General features: G+C 54.5%; 24 protein-coding genes. 3 read left to right on the forward strand and 21 right to left on the reverse strand.

What is annotated here, in order from left to right; translation table 11 throughout:
* Window positions 1-3 precede the first annotated feature (3 nt).
* Genes rpsS through rpsJ form a run of 6 tightly spaced genes read right to left on the reverse strand, consistent with a single transcriptional unit; the run spans window position 4 to window position 3,026 of the window.
* The gene (gene rpsS, locus GQR96_RS22675) at window positions 4-282 is read right to left on the reverse strand and encodes a 30S ribosomal protein S19 (RefSeq protein WP_001138115.1); all 279 of its coding nucleotides are present in this window, start codon (window positions 280-282) and stop codon (window positions 4-6) included.
* A 16-nt stretch (window positions 283-298) separates the two neighbouring features.
* Complete coding sequence (gene rplB / locus GQR96_RS22680; protein WP_002919786.1) at window positions 299-1,120, reverse strand: 50S ribosomal protein L2; 822 nt, start codon at window positions 1,118-1,120, stop codon at window positions 299-301.
* Window positions 1,121-1,137: 17 nt separating this feature from the next.
* Window positions 1,138-1,440 (reverse strand): 50S ribosomal protein L23, encoded by a 303-nt coding sequence (rplW, locus tag GQR96_RS22685; RefSeq protein WP_000617546.1) that lies wholly within the window; start codon window positions 1,438-1,440, stop codon window positions 1,138-1,140.
* Entirely contained in the window at window positions 1,437-2,042 is a 606-nt protein-coding gene (rplD, locus tag GQR96_RS22690; protein ID WP_002919794.1) for a 50S ribosomal protein L4, read from the reverse strand. The genes rplW and rplD overlap by 4 nt, the downstream gene beginning before the upstream one ends.
* A gap of 10 nt (window positions 2,043-2,052) precedes the next feature.
* Complete coding sequence (rplC, locus tag GQR96_RS22695) at window positions 2,053-2,682, reverse strand: 50S ribosomal protein L3 (protein ID WP_002919796.1); 630 nt, start codon at window positions 2,680-2,682, stop codon at window positions 2,053-2,055.
* Window positions 2,683-2,714: 32 nt separating this feature from the next.
* Window positions 2,715-3,026 carry a 30S ribosomal protein S10 gene (gene rpsJ, locus GQR96_RS22700; protein WP_001181005.1) on the reverse strand — a complete coding sequence of 104 codons (312 nt, stop codon included), beginning with the start codon at window positions 3,024-3,026 and terminating at the stop codon, window positions 2,715-2,717.
* Window positions 3,027-3,409: 383 nt separating this feature from the next.
* On the opposite strand from rpsJ, the gene GQR96_RS22705 reads away from it, so the two are divergent.
* Entirely contained in the window at window positions 3,410-3,895 is a 486-nt protein-coding gene (locus GQR96_RS22705) for a prepilin peptidase (RefSeq protein WP_065905188.1), read from the forward strand.
* Here the strand turns inward: GQR96_RS22705 and bfr are convergent.
* From bfr to fkpA, 11 genes are all read right to left on the reverse strand, one after another.
* Entirely contained in the window at window positions 3,879-4,355 is a 477-nt protein-coding gene (bfr, locus tag GQR96_RS22710) for a bacterioferritin (RefSeq protein WP_004206792.1), read from the reverse strand. The two genes, GQR96_RS22705 and bfr, sit on opposite strands and share 17 nt — an antisense overlap.
* Window positions 4,356-4,428: 73 nt before the next feature.
* Window positions 4,429-4,623 carry a bacterioferritin-associated ferredoxin gene (gene bfd, locus GQR96_RS22715; protein WP_017900608.1) on the reverse strand — a complete coding sequence of 65 codons (195 nt, stop codon included), beginning with the start codon at window positions 4,621-4,623 and terminating at the stop codon, window positions 4,429-4,431.
* A gap of 180 nt (window positions 4,624-4,803) precedes the next feature.
* Complete coding sequence (gene tuf, locus GQR96_RS22720) at window positions 4,804-5,988, reverse strand: elongation factor Tu (RefSeq protein ID WP_004174069.1); 1,185 nt, start codon at window positions 5,986-5,988, stop codon at window positions 4,804-4,806.
* A gap of 69 nt (window positions 5,989-6,057) precedes the next feature.
* Window positions 6,058-8,172: an elongation factor G gene (gene fusA / locus GQR96_RS22725; RefSeq protein ID WP_004202222.1), complete on the reverse strand. Its 2,115-nt coding sequence runs from the start codon at window positions 8,170-8,172 to the stop codon at window positions 6,058-6,060.
* 96 nt (window positions 8,173-8,268) lie between these two features.
* Complete coding sequence (gene rpsG / locus GQR96_RS22730) at window positions 8,269-8,739, reverse strand: 30S ribosomal protein S7 (RefSeq protein WP_002920113.1); 471 nt, start codon at window positions 8,737-8,739, stop codon at window positions 8,269-8,271.
* Between the two features lie 96 nt (window positions 8,740-8,835).
* Complete coding sequence (gene rpsL / locus GQR96_RS22735; protein WP_002920115.1) at window positions 8,836-9,210, reverse strand: 30S ribosomal protein S12; 375 nt, start codon at window positions 9,208-9,210, stop codon at window positions 8,836-8,838.
* A 124-nt stretch (window positions 9,211-9,334) separates the two neighbouring features.
* The gene (gene tusB / locus GQR96_RS22740; RefSeq protein ID WP_004202221.1) at window positions 9,335-9,622 is read right to left on the reverse strand and encodes a sulfurtransferase complex subunit TusB; all 288 of its coding nucleotides are present in this window, start codon (window positions 9,620-9,622) and stop codon (window positions 9,335-9,337) included.
* 7 nt (window positions 9,623-9,629) lie between these two features.
* Window positions 9,630-9,989, reverse strand: a complete 360-nt coding sequence (gene tusC / locus GQR96_RS22745) for a sulfurtransferase complex subunit TusC (RefSeq protein ID WP_004202220.1) — start codon at window positions 9,987-9,989, stop codon at window positions 9,630-9,632.
* Window positions 9,989-10,375, reverse strand: a complete 387-nt coding sequence (tusD, locus tag GQR96_RS22750; RefSeq protein ID WP_065903849.1) for a sulfurtransferase complex subunit TusD — start codon at window positions 10,373-10,375, stop codon at window positions 9,989-9,991. The genes tusC and tusD overlap by 1 nt, the downstream gene beginning before the upstream one ends.
* The gene (locus GQR96_RS22755; RefSeq protein ID WP_002920130.1) at window positions 10,375-11,097 is read right to left on the reverse strand and encodes a helix-turn-helix transcriptional regulator; all 723 of its coding nucleotides are present in this window, start codon (window positions 11,095-11,097) and stop codon (window positions 10,375-10,377) included. Before GQR96_RS22755 ends, tusD begins: the two co-directional genes overlap by 1 nt.
* 168 nt (window positions 11,098-11,265) lie before the next feature.
* On the reverse strand, window positions 11,266-12,096 hold the full coding sequence (gene fkpA / locus GQR96_RS22760) for an FKBP-type peptidyl-prolyl cis-trans isomerase (RefSeq protein ID WP_004202215.1): 831 nt from the start codon (window positions 12,094-12,096) through the stop codon (window positions 11,266-11,268).
* A 222-nt stretch (window positions 12,097-12,318) separates the two neighbouring features.
* Here fkpA and GQR96_RS22765 point away from each other — a divergent pair, with 222 nt between their 5' ends.
* Window positions 12,319-12,537, forward strand: coding sequence for a protein SlyX (locus GQR96_RS22765; protein WP_002920136.1), 219 nt, complete (start codon window positions 12,319-12,321; stop codon window positions 12,535-12,537).
* Between the two features lie 57 nt (window positions 12,538-12,594).
* Here the strand turns inward: GQR96_RS22765 and slyD are convergent, their stop codons facing one another.
* From slyD to kefG, 4 genes are all read right to left on the reverse strand, one after another.
* Entirely contained in the window at window positions 12,595-13,188 is a 594-nt protein-coding gene (gene slyD, locus GQR96_RS22770; RefSeq protein WP_004202213.1) for a peptidylprolyl isomerase, read from the reverse strand.
* A 93-nt stretch (window positions 13,189-13,281) separates the two neighbouring features.
* Entirely contained in the window at window positions 13,282-13,482 is a 201-nt protein-coding gene (locus tag GQR96_RS22775; protein ID WP_002920143.1) for a YheV family putative zinc ribbon protein, read from the reverse strand.
* A gap of 11 nt (window positions 13,483-13,493) precedes the next feature.
* The gene (kefB, locus tag GQR96_RS22780; protein WP_004202210.1) at window positions 13,494-15,299 is read right to left on the reverse strand and encodes a glutathione-regulated potassium-efflux system protein KefB; all 1,806 of its coding nucleotides are present in this window, start codon (window positions 15,297-15,299) and stop codon (window positions 13,494-13,496) included.
* Entirely contained in the window at window positions 15,286-15,849 is a 564-nt protein-coding gene (kefG, locus tag GQR96_RS22785) for a glutathione-regulated potassium-efflux system ancillary protein KefG (RefSeq protein WP_004202208.1), read from the reverse strand. Before kefG ends, kefB begins: the two co-directional genes overlap by 14 nt.
* Before the next feature lie 173 nt (window positions 15,850-16,022).
* On the opposite strand from kefG, the gene GQR96_RS22790 reads away from it, so the two are divergent.
* Complete coding sequence (locus GQR96_RS22790; protein ID WP_017899944.1) at window positions 16,023-17,927, forward strand: ABC transporter ATP-binding protein; 1,905 nt, start codon at window positions 16,023-16,025, stop codon at window positions 17,925-17,927.
* The last annotated feature ends 67 nt before the right edge of the window (window positions 17,928-17,994 follow it).

Genomic DNA, 17,994 nt, shown 5'->3' on the forward strand with positions numbered 1-17,994 from the left:
ACCTTATTTCTTCTTCGCTTTTTTATCAGCAGCGTGGCCGCGATAAGTACGAGTCGGTGCGAATTCACCCAGTTTGTGACCGACCATTTCGTCGGAAACAAATACTGGAACGTGCTGACGACCATTATGGACAGCGATGGTCAAACCGATCATGTTAGGAAAGATCGTTGAACGACGGGACCAAGTGCGCAGGGGCTTCTTGTCTCCGCTTTCCACCGCTTTCTCTACCTTCTTCAGCAAGTGCAGGTCAATAAAAGGACCTTTCTTGAGAGAACGTGGCATGGCTTATCCTCTAAAATTATTTGCTACGGCGACGTACGATGAATTTATCAGTACGCTTGTTGCTGCGGGTCTTCTTACCTTTGGTCTGCAGGCCCCACGGGGATACCGGGTGCTTACCAAAGTTACGACCTTCACCACCACCATGTGGGTGGTCTACTGGGTTCATCGCAGTACCGCGAACGGTAGGACGAACACCACGCCAGCGTGCAGCACCTGCTTTACCCAGAACGCGCAGCATATGCTCAGCATTGCCAACTTCGCCCAGAGTAGCGCGGCAGTCTGCTTCGACTTTACGCATTTCACCAGAACGCAGACGCAGGGTGACATAAGCACCGTCGCGAGCAACGATCTGAACGTAAGTACCAGCGGAACGAGCCAGCTGACCGCCTTTACCTGGTTTCATTTCTACGTTATGAACGGTAGAACCAACCGGGATATTGCGCATCGGCAGGGTGTTGCCTGCTTTGATTGCAGCATCAACGCCAGACTGAATCTGGTCGCCAGCTTTCAGGCCTTTCGGGGCCAGGATGTAACGGCGCTCGCCGTCTTTGTACAGAACCAGCGCGATGTTCGCGGAGCGGTTCGGATCGTACTCAAGACGTTCAACAACTGCCGGGATACCATCTTTGTTGCGTTTGAAGTCAACAATACGGTAAGCCTGCTTGTGGCCACCACCGATATGACGGGTGGTGATACGGCCATTGTTGTTACGACCACCGGATTTGCTGTTTTTTTCCAGCAACGGAGCAAAAGGTTTGCCCTTGTGCAGCTCTGGGTTAACCACTTTAACGACGTGGCGACGACCCGGAGATGTCGGTTTACATTTAACAACTGCCATTGTATTACTCCTCCGACTTACTCAGCGCCGCCAACGAAGTCCAGATTCTGGCCTTCTTTCAGGGTGACGTAAGCTTTTTTCCAGTCGCTACGACGACCGATACGCTGTCCGTGACGTTTAACTTTCCCTTTAACAACCAGGGTGTTAACGACTTCGACTTCGACTTCAAACAGTTTCTGCACAGCAGCTTTGATTTCTGCTTTGGTCGCGTCTTTAGCAACTTTGAGAACGATGGTGTTTGTTTTTTCCATCGCAGTAGACGCTTTTTCAGAAACGTGCGGTGCGCGCAGCACCTTCAGCAGACGTTCTTCACGAATCATGCCAGCATCTCCTCAACTTGCTTAACAGCATCAGCAGTCATTACGACTTTGTCGAAGGCGATCAGGCTAACCGGGTCGATACCGTTCGCATCACGTACGTCAACCTTGTGCAGGTTACGTGCGGCCAGGAACAGGTTCTCGTCCAGCTCACCGGTGATGATCAGCACATCTTCCAGAGCCATGTCTTTCAGTTTCTGTGCCAGCAGCTTAGTTTTCGGCGCTTCAACAGAGAACTTCTCGACAACGATCAGACGATCCTGACGTACCAGTTCGGACAGGATGCTTTTCAGCGCGCCGCGGTACATCTTCTTGTTAACTTTTTGACTGTGGTCCTGCGGACGAGCAGCAAAGGTCACGCCACCGGAACGCCAGATCGGGCTCTTGATAGAACCAGAACGCGCACGGCCGGTACCTTTCTGGCGCCACGGTTTTTTACCGGAGCCAGTGATTTCAGCACGAGTCTTCTGAGCACGAGTGCCCTGACGCGCACCAGCTGCATAAGCAACAACAACCTGGTGAACCAGCGCTTCGTTGAAATCACGACCGAAGGTAGTTTCGGAAACAGTCAGCGCGCTCTGCGCGTCTTTCAATACTAATTCCATTGCTATCTCCTCACGCCTTCACAGCTGGTTTAACGATCAGGTCGCTACCGGTCGCACCCGGGACAGCACCTTTAACCAGCAGCAGGTTGCGCTCAGCGTCAACACGTACTACGTCCAGGCTCTGAACGGTTACACGCTCATTACCCAGCTGACCTGCCATTTTCTTGCCTTTGAACACTTTGCCCGGAGTCTGGTTCTGACCGATAGAACCCGGAACGCGGTGAGACAAGGAGTTACCGTGAGTAGCGTCCTGGGTACGGAAGTTCCAGCGCTTAACGGTACCAGCAAAACCTTTACCTTTAGAGGTACCGGTTACGTCAACTTTTTTAACGTCAGCAAACAGTTCAACGCTAATGTTCTGACCTACGGTGAATTCTTCGCCGTCAGCCAGACGGAATTCCCACAGACCACGGCCAGCTTCAACGCCAGCTTTAGCGAAGTGACCCGCTTCCGGCTTGGTTACACGGTTAGCTTTTTTAGCACCGGTGGTAACCTGGATTGCGCGGTAGCCATCGTTAGCCAGGTCTTTAACCTGAGTAACACGGTTTGCTTCAACTTCGATTACGGTTACTGGGATAGAAACGCCATCTTCAGTGAAGATGCGGGTCATGCCCACTTTTTTACCGACTAAACCAATCATTGTTTCAACCTCTCAATCGCTCGATGACCTGATTAACCCAGGCTGATCTGCACGTCTACACCGGCAGCCAGATCCAGACGCATCAGAGCATCAACGGTTTTTTCAGTTGGCTCAACGATGTCAACCAGACGCTTGTGAGTGCGAATTTCGTACTGGTCACGCGCGTCTTTGTTGACGTGCGGGGAGATCAGAACGGTAAAGCGCTCTTTGCGGGTCGGCAGCGGGATCGGACCACGGACTTGCGCACCAGTGCGCTTAGCAGTCTCGACGATTTCCGCGGTTGATTGATCGATCAGACGATGATCAAACGCTTTCAGGCGGATACGGATTCTTTGGTTCTGCATGAGACCAGAGCTCCAATTATTTTATAGACGAAATGATTACTCCTCATACCCATTACGATTGATGGGAGAGTGTAACCGTTCTTACATAGCCCCCCGATTGGGGACATTGTTTGATAACCCAACTGCGATTACCAGGGTTCATATTGAACCGGCCGTCAACTTTGACAGGCCCGCGCATTATACGCAAATTCTGGCGCTACGCAAGTGCTGTTTAGAAAATCATCACCAGGATTTGCGCGCCTTCGCGCTAGAGAATTGTACGTGCCGAAAACACGGCAAATTAACGCGGATGGCGCCATCCATTCCTGGAAAGTCCTTTTTGCACCGGACGGGTGACAATAAGCATAGTGAGGCGATGTTCTTTGACGATTACGGGGTTAACCATGCTCGCCGCCCTCCCCTTCTTGCTGTGCTATAGCGGATTGACCTTAGCCTTATGCCTCCAGGACCTGCGTCACGGCCTGCTGCCCGACCGTTACACCTGTCCCCTGCTGTGGAGCGGTTTACTTTTTTATCTTTGTCTGGCGCCGCACCAGCTTCATGATGCCGTCTGGGGGGCGATAGGCGGCTATCTGTGTTTGGCTGCGCTTTACTGGCTATATCGCGGGATCCGCGGCTATGAGGGGTTGGGGTATGGGGATATCAAATATCTCGCCGCCCTCGGCGCCTGGCATGGCTGGCAATTGTTGCCGCAGCTGCTACTGGTGGCATCGCTGCTCGCCGGCACGGTGTGGGCAGTATCAGGTTTGCACGCCAGGTACGGCGGGAGCAGTAAATGGAGGGGGCACAACCCGCTGCCGTTTGGGCCATTTCTGGCGGCCGCGGGTTTCTGGTGCGGGTGTCAGACGCTGGCTAGTCTGACACTTTGATCTGCGACTGCAGGTAATTTTGCAGGCCGATTTTGCCGATCAGATCGAGTTCGGTTTCCAGCCAGTCAATATGGCCTTCTTCATCCGCCAGGATCTCAATCATCATATCGCGGCTGACGTAGTCATGGACGCTGTCGGCGTAGGCGATCGCCTCGCGCAGATTTTGCGCCCCTTCCAGCTCCAGTCTTAAATCGGACTGCAGCATCTCTTCCACATCTTCACCGATGCCAAGTTTGCCGAGATCCTGCAGATTAGGGATACCTTCGAGAAAAAGAATACGCTCGATGTATTTATCGGCATGCTTCATTTCGTCGATGGATTCGTGGTACTCGATATCGTTGAGGCGCATCAGGCCCCAGTTTTTGAACATTCTCGCATGGAGAAAGTACTGATTAATTGCGACCAGCTCATTTCCCAATAATTTATTGAGATAACTTATGATTTTGACATCACCTTTCATTATATAGTCCCTCCGCTTCCACTCATTGAAGCGTAGTCCGGCCTATAGGGATGTCAAAAGAGAAGCGTGGACTTCAGGCGATTTCTTTGAATTCCGGCATGGTGGTTAATTCATCTTCCATAACTTCCCGCGCCGCGCGAACACACTTACCGCATTGATTTCCAACGGGAACAAACTTACGTAATTGCTGAAAAGATTGCGGTTGAAACTGGCGGACAACCTGGCGAATTTTTTTATCGCTGATGCCATTGCACAAACAAACGTACATATAAACTCCCGTTCAATTTATGCACAAATATTAAATGAGAATAGTTATGATTACAATAGACTATTTACTCATTATCCGCCGCAGCGCACGTTATGAATCGCCAGCATAACCGTCTTTTTCGCTGAACGACGGACAGCAAAAAGGGCGCCGAAGCGCCCTTTTTTATTCAAAGCTAACGAATTAGCCCAGAACTTTAGCTACAACGCCCGCGCCAACGGTACGGCCGCCTTCACGGATTGCGAAACGCAGACCGTCGTCCATCGCGATCGGGTGGATCAGGGTAACAACCATTTTGATGTTGTCGCCCGGCATTACCATCTCTACGCCTTCCGGCAGTTCGATGGTGCCAGTCACGTCAGTTGTACGGAAGTAGAACTGCGGACGGTAGCCTTTGAAGAACGGAGTATGACGGCCGCCTTCGTCTTTGGACAGGATGTACACTTCAGATTCGAACTTGGTGTGCGGGTTGATGGTGCCCGGCTTAGCCAGTACCTGACCACGTTCGATTTCTTCACGTTTGATACCACGCAGCAGAACACCTACGTTCTCACCAGCACGGCCTTCGTCCAGCAGTTTGCGGAACATTTCAACGCCAGTACAGGTGGTTTTCGCGGTTTCTTTGATACCAACGATTTCAACTTCTTCACCCACTTTGATGATACCGCGCTCTACACGACCGGTAACAACGGTACCACGACCGGAGATGGAGAATACGTCTTCGATCGGCAGCAGGAACGGCTTGTCAATCGCACGCTCTGGTTCCGGGATATAGGTATCCAGGTGGCCAGCCAGTTCGATGATTTTCGCTTCCCACTCTGCGTCGCCTTCCAGCGCTTTCAGAGCAGAACCACGAACGATCGGGGTGTCGTCGCCCGGGAAATCGTACTGAGACAGCAGTTCACGAACTTCCATCTCCACCAGTTCCAGCAGCTCTTCGTCATCAACCATGTCGCATTTGTTCAGGAACACGATGATGTACGGAACGCCTACCTGACGACCCAGCAGGATGTGCTCACGAGTCTGCGGCATCGGGCCGTCAGTCGCAGCAACAACCAGGATCGCGCCGTCCATCTGCGCAGCACCGGTGATCATGTTTTTAACATAGTCGGCGTGGCCCGGGCAGTCTACGTGCGCGTAGTGGCGAGTCGGGGTGTCATATTCAACGTGAGAGGTGTTGATGGTGATACCACGAGCTTTTTCTTCCGGCGCGTTATCGATCTGGTCGAATGCGCGAGCGGAACCACCGTAGGTTTTAGCCAGAACGGTAGTGATGGCAGCAGTCAGGGTAGTTTTACCATGGTCAACGTGGCCGATAGTACCAACGTTGACGTGCGGTTTTGTACGTTCAAATTTTTCTTTAGACACGGCTATATTCCTTACTATAGTGCTCTCCCCTTCGGAGAGAGCACGGGACTTAGGTTTTAATCCTGTGGATTATTTACCACGGGCTTCAATAACGGCCTGAGCAACGTTGTTCGGCGCATCATCATACTTCAGGAATTCCATGGTGTATGATGCACGACCTTTGGTCAGAGAACGCAGCTGAGTTGCATAACCGAACATTTCGGACAGCGGTACTTCAGCGTGGATCTTAACGCCGGTTACTTCGGATTCCTGACCGCGCAGCATACCGCGACGACGGCTCAAGTCACCGATAACGTCACCAGTGTTCTCTTCCGGAGTTTCTACTTCAACCTTCATGATCGGCTCAAGCAGAACTGGTTTTGCTTTCTTAAAGCCTTCTTTAAAGGCAATAGACGCAGCCAGTTTAAACGCCAGCTCAGAGGAGTCAACGTCGTGGTAAGAACCGAAGTGCAGACGGATACCCATATCAACTACCGGGTAACCTGCCAGCGGACCAGCTTTCAGCTGTTCCTGGATGCCTTTATCAACGGCCGGGATGTATTCGCCAGGAATTACACCACCTTTGATGTCGTTGATGAACTCGTAACCTTTCGGGTTAGAGCCCGGCTCCAGCGGGTACATGTCGATCACAACGTGACCGTACTGACCACGACCACCAGACTGCTTGGCGTGTTTACCTTCGATATCGGTAACTTTCGCGCGAATCGCTTCACGGTAAGCAACCTGAGGTTTACCGACGTTCGCTTCAACGTTGAATTCACGCTTCATACGGTCAACGATGATGTCGAGGTGCAGCTCACCCATACCGGCGATAATGGTCTGGTTAGACTCTTCGTCAGTCCATACGCGGAAAGACGGGTCTTCTTTAGCCAGACGACCCAGAGCCAGACCCATTTTTTCCTGGTCAGCTTTGGTTTTCGGCTCAACGGCGATGGAGATTACCGGCTCAGGGAATTCCATACGCTCCAGAATGATCGGCGCATCCGGGTCACACAGGGTGTCACCAGTAGTTACGTCTTTCAGACCGATTGCAGCAGCGATGTCGCCCGCGCGAACTTCTTTGATCTCTTCACGTTTGTTAGCGTGCATCTGTACGATACGACCGAAACGCTCACGTGCAGCTTTCACGGAGTTCAGTACGGTATCACCAGAGTTAACCACACCGGAGTACACGCGGAAGAAGGTCAGGTTGCCCACGAACGGGTCGGTAGCGATTTTGAACGCCAGTGCAGAGAACGGCTCGTCGTCGCTTGCGTGACGCTCAGCCGGAGTATCTTTACCGTCGTCCAGGATGCCGTTGATCGCCGGAACGTCAACCGGGGATGGCAGGTAGTCAACTACCGCATCCAGCATCGCCTGAACACCTTTGTTCTTGAACGCAGAACCACAGGTTACCAGGATGATTTCGTTGTTCAGAACGCGCTGACGCAGAGCTTTTTTGATCTCTTCTTCAGTCAGTTCTTCACCACCCAGGTATTTTTCCATCAGCTCTTCAGAAGCTTCAGCTGCGGACTCGATCAGGTTCTGGTGCCATTCGTCAGCCAGGTCCTGCATGTCAGCCGGGATATCTTCGTATTCGAAGGTTACGCCCTGGTCTGCATCGTTCCAGTTGATGGCTTTCATTTTCACCAGGTCAACAACGCCGGTGAAACCTTCTTCAGCACCAATTGCCAGCTGCAGCGGAACCGGGTTCGCGCCCAGACGGGTTTTGATCTGACCAACAACTTTCAGGAAGTTAGCGCCCATGCGGTCCATTTTGTTAACGAACGCGATGCGCGGAACTTTATATTTGTTTGCCTGACGCCATACGGTTTCAGACTGCGGCTGAACACCACCAACTGCGCAGTAAACCATTACCGCACCATCAAGAACACGCATGGAACGTTCTACTTCGATAGTGAAGTCAACGTGCCCCGGGGTGTCGATGATGTTTACACGGTGCGGTTCATACTGCTTAGCCATACCAGACCAGAATGCAGTAGTCGCAGCGGAAGTGATGGTGATACCACGTTCCTGCTCCTGCTCCATCCAGTCCATGGTAGCGGCGCCGTCATGAACTTCACCGATTTTGTGGTTTACACCGGTGTAGAACAGAATACGTTCGGTAGTAGTGGTTTTACCGGCGTCGATGTGCGCACTGATACCGATGTTACGGTAGCGTGCGATGGGTGTTGTACGAGCCATTTGATTCCTCGTTTATTTCTTTAGGCGTTCAGTTAAGTTATCCAGAGCGGGCGACTCATCTGAAGCGCCCGCCTGGTGACTATGACTCCGAAGGGATTACCAACGGTAGTGAGCGAACGCCTTGTTGGCTTCGGCCATACGGTGAACGTCTTCACGTTTCTTAACTGCAGTACCTTTGTTGTCTGCAGCATCAGTGAGTTCGTTCGCCAGGCGCAGAGCCATGGATTTATCACCGCGTTTACGAGCAGCTTCAACGATCCAACGCATTGCCAGGGCATTACGACGGACCGGACGAACTTCAACTGGAACCTGATAAGTAGAACCACCTACGCGGCGGGACTTAACTTCGACAGTCGGGCGCACGTTTTCGAGCGCAACTTCGAAGGCTTCCAGTTCAGATTTACCAGAACGCTGAGCCAGGGTCTCCAGCGCGCTGTATACGATAGTTTCTGCAGTAGATTTTTTACCATCTACCATCAGGATATTGACAAATTTAGCCAGCAGTTCTGATCCGAACTTCGGATCCGGCAGAATTTTACGCTGACCAATGACGCGACGACGTGGCATGGAAATACTCCGTTGTTAATTCAGGATTGTCCAAAACTCTAAGAGTTTAGTATGACATTAAGATAAATCAGTTTGGCCTTACTTAACGGAGAACCATTAAGCCTTAGGACGCTTCACGCCGTACTTGGAGCGAGCCTGCTTACGGTCTTTAACGCCGGAGCAGTCAAGCGCACCACGAACGGTGTGGTAACGAACACCCGGAAGGTCTTTAACACGACCGCCACGGATCAGGATCACGGAGTGCTCCTGCAGGTTGTGACCTTCACCACCGATGTAGGAGGTGACTTCGAAACCGTTAGTCAGACGCACACGGCAAACTTTACGCAGTGCGGAGTTCGGTTTCTTAGGAGTGGTGGTATATACGCGAGTACATACGCCACGTTTCTGCGGGCAGGCTTCCAGCGCTGGCACGTTGCTCTTTGCAACTTTGCGCGCGCGTGGTTTGCGTACCAGCTGGTTAATTGTTGCCATTAAATAGCTCCTGGTTTTAGCTTTTGCTTCGTAAACACGTAATAAATCGCCTCATATATTATGAGGACGCAGAATTTTAGGGCGGTGCCGAAAAGGTGTCAAGAAATATACAACGATCCCGCCATCACCAGGCCAACTGACCGGCATGTTTGACTGTGAGTCTGACGAAATCAGTATAGCTAACCCTGCCGACACTGTCCGCAATTTGACCAGTTAGCCCGCGGGCGTCAACGTCGTCTTGCAGCACGTAAAGGGTTATGGGGGCGGATTGCAGGATCTCAAGGAAGCGGCCGCCGGCGATAGCCGCCGCGACGCCATCAGACAGCAGTAACAGATCGTCACCCTGCTCCATCAAGCGAAGCATTGCTGCGATATCGGCATGCCAGGGAGAAACACTGAGCGTATGGAGCATGGGGGCCTCAGAAACGCAAAATCACATCAAATTCATGCAGACGGGCGCGCAGGGCATCCGGCGCCAGGCATTCGGCATCCACCACCCACGGGGTCGCGGGATCCAGGCCGCGCTCTCGCGCCGACTCGGCGCACAGCCAGCACTGGTCGATATCGTATAGCGACAGCAGTTTAAAGGTGGCGATGTAGTCGCGGGCCAGCACAGCGCCAGGCCGCTGGGCGGGCAACAGCTGAAACACGCCGTCGCCCACGAAAAACACGCCAATCTCGTCGGTGAGGGCGGAGGTGGCTAATAAGGCATCGAGGCCCTCCCTGCCGGCGGCGCTGCCGTGCGGCGCGGAAGAAAAAACGAAAGCCACACGTTTCATCAGAACTGTACCATCCGATCGCAAGTGAGCGCCGCTTCCGCCAGCGCGCCAAGTCCGCTTAACGTAAAACCCGGCTGCAGATTATGGCCAGGCAGAGCGAGCTGTTGCGCTTCGCGTTCGTCCGTTACGCCACGACGCAGGGCGGCCGCCACGCAGATATGCAGCGCGACGCCGTGCTCATTGTGGAGGGATTGCCACCCGCGCACCAGATCGAACTCATCGCTGGCGGGCGCCGTCAACTGGTTAGCGTTAAGCACGCCTTCGCGATAGAAAAAAACGCACGCCAGCTCATGGCCTTCCTGCAGCACGGCCTGAGAAAATTGCCAGGCGCTGCTCGCCTGCTGCGTGCCATAGGCAGGTCCGGTCACCGTGAGGGCAAAACGCATTACTTATCCAGCCCCTGGAAATCACCGCTTTTGAACTGGCGAATATAGAGGTAGACGGTGTGCTTGGAGATATTCAGACGATCGGCCACCTGGTTAATGGCGTCTTTAATATCGAAGATCCCTTTCTCGTAGAGATTCAGCACGATTTGACGGTTTTTAGCATTGTTCGACACGCTGCGATCGGCATTCACCTCTTCGATGGTGAATTCCAGAGTCTGGGCGACCAGATCGTCAACCGAGGAAGCAAAGTTCACCGGCGAGTTAACCTCAGGCGTTTCTGGTGGAATAAAGGTGCTCATGATCTGCGAAAACGGCACATCCAGATTCATGTTGATGCACAACAGACCAATCACCCGGTGATCGCGGTTGCGGATGGCAATCGTCACCGACTTCATCAGGACGCCGCTTTTGGCGCGGGTAAAGTAGCATTTGGAAACGCTGCTATCGGCGCCCGTCATATCGTGCAGCATGCGCAGCGCAAGATCGGTAATCGGTGAACCGATTTGGCGGCCGGTATGTTCACCATTGGCGATACGGATGGCAGAGCATTTCAGATCCTGCAAAGAATGCAGCACGATTTCACAGTGCGAACCGATGAGCATCGCCAACCCGTCCACCACCGCTTCATAAGATTTAAGAATATCGAAATCGGTCTGGTCAAAGGGACGTTGATCCAGCAGGTCAAGCTCGCTGGTTTCGTTGGTTAAAAGCGACCTGGACATGAAAAAAAGCACTCCTTTTCAGGAGCCTGTCGTTATTGTCAGGGCAGGCTCATCATCATTATTAAGCTATCTAAAGTAATACAGCGCCTGAGGATCTTTCCAGTTTTAATTATATCTGCGCGCAATAAAAAAGCCGCCGCCTCTAACGAGACGGCGGCCTGAACCCGATTACTTCTTAGCGTCAGCTTTCGCGTCTGCGGCTTTCGCATCGCCAGCGGCTTCCGGCTGAGCATCTGCTTTCGGCGCCGGTTTGATATCCAGCAGCTCTACATCAAAGACCAGCGTGGAGTTGGCCGGGATCCCCGGGACGCCGGTTTTGCCGTAGGCCAGATCTGGCGGAATGACCAGCTTGATTTTGCCGCCTTTCTTGATGTTCTTCAGGCCTTCAGTCCAGCCCGGGATCACCCCGTCGAGACGGAAAGAGAGCGGCTCGCCGCGGGTATAAGAGTTATCAAACTCTTTGCCGTCGATCAGCGTACCTTTGTAGTTAACCACCACGGTGTCGCTGTCTTTAGGCGCATCGCCAGTGCCTTCTTTCTCGACTTTATACAGCAGGCCAGTCTTAGACGTTTTCACGCCCTTCTCTTTGGCAAAGCTGTCACGGAAAGCTTTACCTTTGGTTTCGTTCTCAGTAGCGTCTTTTTCCATTTTCTGCTGAGCTGCGGTCTTCACGCGTGTTTCAAAGGCCTGCAGAGTCTGTTCGATCTCCTGGTCGGACAGTTTGCTCTTATCGGCAAACGCGTCCTGTACGCCGGCGATCAGCTGGGCTTTATCCAGCTTAATGCCCAGTTTTTCTTGTTCTTTCAGGGAGTTTTCCATGTAACGCCCCAGGGACGCGCCCAGCGCATAGGCTGATTTCTGATCGTCATTTTTAAATGCCGATTTACTCTCAGCCGCCGGGGCTGCTTTCGCCGCGGTATCTGCAGCAAAGGTCAGCGGTGCATTCAGGGCGACGGCCATTGTGGTCGCCAGCAGCGTTACTTTAAACAGTGATTTCATCCATTTCTCCAGGGCCGGGGCCTCTCACCCCAGGGTTATCGTAAAAAGCAAAAAACGTACTATAGAACGTCGCCGTTAAAATCTACATACGGACGTTCCTGAATATCGCCTCTTTTAGGACTATTTTTGTATGAATAAGTTTCCTGTAGGACGCAGCGATGCTGCGCGCCGGGGGAAACTTAAGTAGAATCCGCCCGCAGGATCAGACTAAAGAGGTTACCCATGCACGATAGCACATTAGAAACGCGCCTTGCGGAGCTGGAAAGCCGGCTGGCGTTTCAGGAAATCACCATCGAAGACCTCAACAAAACCGTGACCGCCCACGAGATCGAGATGGCGAAGATGCGGGAGCATATGCGTCTGATGATCGAGAAGCTGAAGGCGACCCAACCCTCCCATATCGCCTCCCAGGCTGAAGAGACGCCACCGCCGCACTATTGAGGCGTAAAAAAAGCGGGTTTCCCCGCTTTTTGTCGTCTTCGTGCCGAGGCGCAAAGATTAGTGGCAGCCGCAGCCACCGTGGCCGCCGCAGCCGCCTTTACCATGGTCGTGGCCATGATCGTGGTCGTGACCGTGACCGCCGCAGCAGCCATCGTGACCATGATCGTGGTCGTGATCGTGACCATGCGCGCCGTGCACGTGACCGTGCTCCAGCTCTTCAGCGGTCGCTTCGCGGATGGCGACAACTTCCACATTGAATTTCAGGTTCTGGCCTGCCAGCATGTGGTTGCCATCAACCACAACGTGGTCGTCTTCAACTTCAGTGATTTCTACTGGTACCGGACCCTGATCGGTTTCCGCCAGGAAGCGCATGCCAACCTGCAGTTCATCAACGCCCATGAAGACGTCTTTCGGTACACGCTGCACCAGGTTTTCGTCATACTGACCGTAAGCGTCGTTAGCGCCGACGGCTACGTCAAATTTATCGCCCACTTCGTGGCCATCCAGCGCGTTTTCCAGACCGGAAATCAGGGAGCCGTGACCGTGCAGGTAATCCAGCGGCGCGCTTACCGGAGACTCATCAACCAACACACCGTCTTCTGTACGTACCTGATAGGCCAGGCTGACCACCAGGTCTTTTGCTACTTTCATGATATCTCCTGAGATGGGAAGAATAGTGGCGCAGATTGTAGCGGAATTCTGCTGCCGTGTACCCTTTAGCTTAAAAAAAGCCGACGGATAACGCTAGTCGGGATGAAAAATGCCAATCACCTGCTCCTCTTTGCGTACATGCTCACGGGCCTCTTTATCCGCCTCACGCATCTGATGACCGCACTTAACGCATTCAACAACATCGACATTATTCTCACGCCACATCGCCAGTGAATCCTGCGCCTGGCACGCCGGACATTTCGCCCCGGCAATAAAACGTTTACGCACTGCCATATGATTTACCTTTATTCAAACTCGTCCCAGCCGTCCAGCTGCCGGCTCTCTTTCTGCATTTCGCGCTGAAAAATCTCTTCCAGTTCGCGCCGGGCTTCCCGCACGCGTGATATCTGTACCGTATCAGTATGCACCGGCATTAACTCACGCAGCATTCGCATATCGAGGCGTCGGAAGTGCAGCTGCGCGCGCTGGGCCTGGTGAGGATGCATCCCCAGGGTAATGAGGGCTTTACGCCCCAGCTCAAGCGCACTGGAGAAAGTCTCACGAGAAAACTGCGTCACGCCGGCCTGCAGCAGCTCATGCGCCTCGACGCGCCCGCGAGCGCGGGCCAGGATGTGCAGATGTGGAAAGTGTTGTTGACACATCTCCACCAGCCGCATGGTGTCTTCCGGCTCATTACAGGTAATGACGATCGACTGCGCCTCCTCCGCCCCTGCCGAGCGCAGCAGCTCCAGCTGGGTAGCGTCACCAAAATAGACTTTATAGCCATAGTTGCGCATCAGATTTACCGCGCTGATGTCTCGCTCCAGCACCGTAATACGCATCTTATTAGCCATCAGCAGGCGACCGATGACCTGGCCGAAACGGCCAAAGCCAACAATAATCACCTGCGGTTTATCATCCTCTACCCACGGCGCCTCATCGGTATCCTCCGCTGGATTCAGGCGTCGCGACAGTATCTTATCGATCCCTTTCATCAGCAGCGGCGTGGTCATCATCGACAAGGTGACGGCCACCAGCAGCAGCGCCATCTGGTCGTGCTGGAACAACCGCTGCGAGGCGGGCAGCGAAAAGAGGACAAACGCGAACTCGCCGCCCTGGCTTAATACGCCCGCAAACTGCATACGTTCGGAACTCCGCAGGCCATAGAGACGGGCCAGCAGATAAAGCACCAGCATTTTTACCGCCACCAGCACCGCCACGCTCACCGCCACCCACAGCAGATGGGTGTACAGCACGCCAAGGTTCAGCGCCATCCCGACGGAGATAAAGAACAGCCCAAGCAGCAGCCCCTTGAACGGATCGATGGCGATCTCCAGTTCATGGCGATACTCGCTTTCCGCCAGCAGCACGCCGGCGATAAAGGTACCCAGCGCCATCGACAGTCCCAGCGCCTCCATAAACAGGGCGGATCCGAGAACCAGCAGCAGCGTGGCGGCAGTGAACACTTCCCTGACCCCGGAGCTGGCGATAAAGCGGAATACCGGCCGCAGCAGATAGCGACCGCCAATCAGCATCCCGGCAAACGCCAGGACCTTCATGCCGACTGTCAGCCAGTTCACATGCTCATCCGCGGAACCAGCCAGCAGAGGCACCAGCGCCAGCGCCGGGATCACCGCCAGATCCTGAAACAGCAGGACCGAAAAGCCTAACTGCCCTGATTCGCTGCGGCTCATTCCCTTCTCGCGCATCAGCTGCAGTGCCATCGCGGTAGAGGACATCGCCAGGCCAATCCCGCCGACCACCGCCGCCTGCCATGAAAACCCTGTCGTCATCAACAGACCGCCGAGGATCGCCGCGCTGAGCATCACTTGCGCCGCGCCAACGCCGAAGATGGAGCTTCGCAGCCGCCATAGCTTGGCGGGATTGAGCTCCAGGCCGATGATAAACATCAGAAACACCACGCCGAGTTCAGAGAAATGGAGAATTTCATCCACATCGCTGATAAATCCGAGCCCCCACGGACCAATGGCGATCCCGGCCAGCAGATAGCCCAGCACCGCGCCAATCCCCAGTCTTGAAGCCAGAGGGACGGCGATGACGGCCGCGAACAAAAACAGCACCCCCGCCAGCAGCAGATCAAATCCCGCCATGGACACCTCCGGCGGCAAGGGGGTTGGCCAGCCAGTCCCGATAGGCCAGGGCGCGGCTGCGCAGCTCCTCTGGCTGCTGCCGCCGGGCCCAGTAGACAATGATGGGGCTCATCCAGTGCATACGGCACATACCGGCGGTCAGTTCAAAAGGACGCAGAATATCGTTCATCGGATAGCGATTTGCATCGCGACGGTAAGCGCTCTCTGGTTCGCCGGTGGTGATCACGCTGCGCCAGTACTTTCCCGCCAGTTCGTTCCCTCCGGCGCCGCTGGCGAAGCCGCGGCTTAAGACACGATCCAGCCATTCTTTGAGCAGCGCAGGACAGCTCCAGGTATATAAAGGATGCTGGAAAACAATCACCTCATGCTGGCGCAGCAGGTCCTGTTCGTGAGCAATATCGATAAAAAAATCCGGATAGTGCGCGTAGAGATCGTGCACGGTGACGTTCGGCAACTGTAAGGCGGGTTGTAATAAAACCCGGTTGGCCACGGAATCCTGAGATTCTGGGTGGGCATACAGCAGCAACACTTTCGCTGTCTGAGACATCATTCCCCTCCCGTAGGTCTTCTGGCGGCCTGCACAGCCCCGGCTTTTTGACACAGCCAGAATGACTTTGTGTATCGTCTTCGTTTTGGGCTACCATGGCGGCCCGGTGAAGCGATTCGCTTCCAAACTACATTATCATAATGACAAATTAACATAGTCTGAACATACGGCGCCTTATGATTGTTTTCTCCTCGTTACAAATTCGTCGCGGCGTACGCGTACTGCTGGACAACGCCACCGCTACCATCAACCCTGGCCAGAAGGTCGGTCTGGTGGGGAAAAACGGCTGCGGGAAATCGACGCTGCTATCGCTTTTGAAAAACGAGATAAGCGCTGACGGCGGCAGTATGACCTTTCCCGGCAACTGGCAGCTGGCCTGGGTGAATCAGGAAACCCCGGCCCTGCCGCAGCCGGCAATCGATTATGTCATTGACGGCGATCGTGAATATCGCCAGCTGGAAGCCGCGCTCCAGCAGGCTAACGAGCGCAACGACGGCCATGCCATCGCCACCGTCCACGGCAAGCTGGACGCCATCGACGCCTGGACCATCCGCTCCCGCGCCGCCAGCCTGCTGCACGGCCTGGGTTTTAGCAATGAACAGCTTGAGCGGCCGGTCAGCGATTTTTCCGGCGGCTGGCGTATGCGCCTTAACCTCGCGCAGGCGCTGATCTGCCGCTCCGATCTGCTGCTGCTCGATGAACCGACTAACCACCTCGACCTTGATGCGGTGATCTGGCTGGAGAAGTGGCTGAAGGGCTACACGGGGACGCTGATCCTGATCTCCCACGATCGCGATTTCCTCGATCCTATCGTCGACAAAATTATCCACATCGAACAGCAGACGATGTTTGAGTACACCGGCAACTACAGTTCGTTTGAAGTGCAGCGCGCCACCCGGCTCGCTCAGCAGCAGGCGATGTACGAAAGCCAGCAGCAGCGTGTCGCGCATCTGCAAAGCTATATCGATCGCTTCCGCGCCAAAGCCACCAAAGCCAAGCAGGCGCAGAGCCGTATTAAAATGCTGGAGCGGATGGAGCTCATCGCCCCGGCGCACGTGGATAACCCGTTCCACTTCAGCTTCCGCCAGCCGGAGAGCCTGCCTAACCCGCTGCTGAAGATGGAGAAAGTCAGCGCCGGCTATGGCGAGCGTATTATCCTCGACTCCATCAAGCTCAATCTGGTGCCGGGGTCGCGTATCGGCCTGCTGGGCCGCAACGGCGCCGGGAAATCGACGCTGATTAAGCTCCTGGCTGGCGAACTCCAGCCCGTAAGCGGGGAGATCGGCCTCGCCAAAGGCATCAAGCTCGGCTACTTCGCCCAGCATCAGCTGGAGTTTCTGCGCGCCGATGAGTCGCCGCTGCAGCACCTGGCGCGCCTGGCGCCGCAGGAGCTGGAGCAGAAGCTGCGCGATTATCTGGGCGGCTTTGGTTTCCAGGGCGATAAGGTCAGCGAAGAGACCCGCCGCTTCTCCGGTGGAGAAAAGGCGCGTCTGGTGCTGGCCCTGATCGTCTGGCAGCGCCCTAACCTGCTGCTGCTCGACGAACCGACCAACCATCTCGACCTCGATATGCGTCAGGCTTTAACCGAAGCGCTGATCGACTTTGAAGGGGCGCTGGTGGTCGTATCGCACGATCGCCACCTGATCCGCTCCACCACCGACGATCTGTACCTTGTCCACGATGGCAAAGTCGAACCGTTCGACGGCGATCTGGAAGATTATCAGCAGTGGCTCAGCGACTCGCAAAAACAGGAGTCCCAGAGCGGCGACGCGCCAAAAGAGAGCGGCAACAGCGCGCAAGCGCGCAAAGACCAGAAGCGTCGGGAAGCGGAGCTACGCAGCCAGACCCAACCGCTGCGCAAAGAGATCGCCCGTCTGGAAAAAGAGATGGATAAGCTCAACGCGCAGCTGGCCAGTGCAGAAGAGAAACTTGGCGACAGCGAACTCTACGACGCCTCGCGTAAAGCAGAACTAACTGAATGCCTGCAGCAGCAGGCCAGCGCGAAATCCGGGCTGGAGGAGTGCGAAATGGCCTGGCTGGAGGCACAGGAGCAGCTGGAGCGCATGCTTCAGGAAGGCTAATCGCCGCGTCATCATTCTGCCTGCGCCTACTACGGCGCGGGCAGAGTGTATTTCTGCCCGCCCTCGC

Source organism: Klebsiella sp. PCX (genome assembly GCF_021869705.1).
GTDB lineage: Bacteria > Pseudomonadota > Gammaproteobacteria > Enterobacterales > Enterobacteriaceae > Klebsiella > Klebsiella quasipneumoniae.

Excerpts from the sequence above, each read along its gene's own strand:
- rpsS (WP_001138115.1), bottom strand. The coding sequence starts at position 282 with ATGCCACGTTCTCTCAAGAAAGGTCCTTTTATTGACCTGCACTTGCTG.
- rplB (WP_002919786.1), bottom strand. The coding sequence starts at position 1,120 with ATGGCAGTTGTTAAATGTAAACCGACATCTCCGGGTCGTCGCCACGTC.
- rplW (WP_000617546.1), bottom strand. The coding sequence starts at position 1,440 with ATGATTCGTGAAGAACGTCTGCTGAAGGTGCTGCGCGCACCGCACGTT.
- rplD (WP_002919794.1), bottom strand. The coding sequence starts at position 2,042 with ATGGAATTAGTATTGAAAGACGCGCAGAGCGCGCTGACTGTTTCCGAA.
- rplC (WP_002919796.1), bottom strand. The coding sequence starts at position 2,682 with ATGATTGGTTTAGTCGGTAAAAAAGTGGGCATGACCCGCATCTTCACT.
- rpsJ (WP_001181005.1), bottom strand. The coding sequence starts at position 3,026 with ATGCAGAACCAAAGAATCCGTATCCGCCTGAAAGCGTTTGATCATCGT.
- GQR96_RS22705 (WP_065905188.1), top strand. The coding sequence starts at position 3,410 with ATGCTCGCCGCCCTCCCCTTCTTGCTGTGCTATAGCGGATTGACCTTA.
- bfr (WP_004206792.1), bottom strand. The coding sequence starts at position 4,355 with ATGAAAGGTGATGTCAAAATCATAAGTTATCTCAATAAATTATTGGGA.
- bfd (WP_017900608.1), bottom strand. The coding sequence starts at position 4,623 with ATGTACGTTTGTTTGTGCAATGGCATCAGCGATAAAAAAATTCGCCAG.
- fusA (WP_004202222.1), bottom strand. The coding sequence starts at position 8,172 with ATGGCTCGTACAACACCCATCGCACGCTACCGTAACATCGGTATCAGT.
- rpsG (WP_002920113.1), bottom strand. The coding sequence starts at position 8,739 with ATGCCACGTCGTCGCGTCATTGGTCAGCGTAAAATTCTGCCGGATCCG.
- rpsL (WP_002920115.1), bottom strand. The coding sequence starts at position 9,210 with ATGGCAACAATTAACCAGCTGGTACGCAAACCACGCGCGCGCAAAGTT.
- tusB (WP_004202221.1), bottom strand. The coding sequence starts at position 9,622 with ATGCTCCATACGCTCAGTGTTTCTCCCTGGCATGCCGATATCGCAGCA.
- tusC (WP_004202220.1), bottom strand. The coding sequence starts at position 9,989 with ATGAAACGTGTGGCTTTCGTTTTTTCTTCCGCGCCGCACGGCAGCGCC.
- tusD (WP_065903849.1), bottom strand. The coding sequence starts at position 10,375 with ATGCGTTTTGCCCTCACGGTGACCGGACCTGCCTATGGCACGCAGCAG.
- GQR96_RS22755 (WP_002920130.1), bottom strand. The coding sequence starts at position 11,097 with ATGTCCAGGTCGCTTTTAACCAACGAAACCAGCGAGCTTGACCTGCTG.
- fkpA (WP_004202215.1), bottom strand. The coding sequence starts at position 12,096 with ATGAAATCACTGTTTAAAGTAACGCTGCTGGCGACCACAATGGCCGTC.
- GQR96_RS22765 (WP_002920136.1), top strand. The coding sequence starts at position 12,319 with ATGCACGATAGCACATTAGAAACGCGCCTTGCGGAGCTGGAAAGCCGG.
- slyD (WP_004202213.1), bottom strand. The coding sequence starts at position 13,188 with ATGAAAGTAGCAAAAGACCTGGTGGTCAGCCTGGCCTATCAGGTACGT.
- GQR96_RS22775 (WP_002920143.1), bottom strand. The coding sequence starts at position 13,482 with ATGGCAGTGCGTAAACGTTTTATTGCCGGGGCGAAATGTCCGGCGTGC.
- kefB (WP_004202210.1), bottom strand. The coding sequence starts at position 15,299 with ATGGCGGGATTTGATCTGCTGCTGGCGGGGGTGCTGTTTTTGTTCGCG.
- kefG (WP_004202208.1), bottom strand. The coding sequence starts at position 15,849 with ATGATGTCTCAGACAGCGAAAGTGTTGCTGCTGTATGCCCACCCAGAA.
- GQR96_RS22790 (WP_017899944.1), top strand. The coding sequence starts at position 16,023 with ATGATTGTTTTCTCCTCGTTACAAATTCGTCGCGGCGTACGCGTACTG.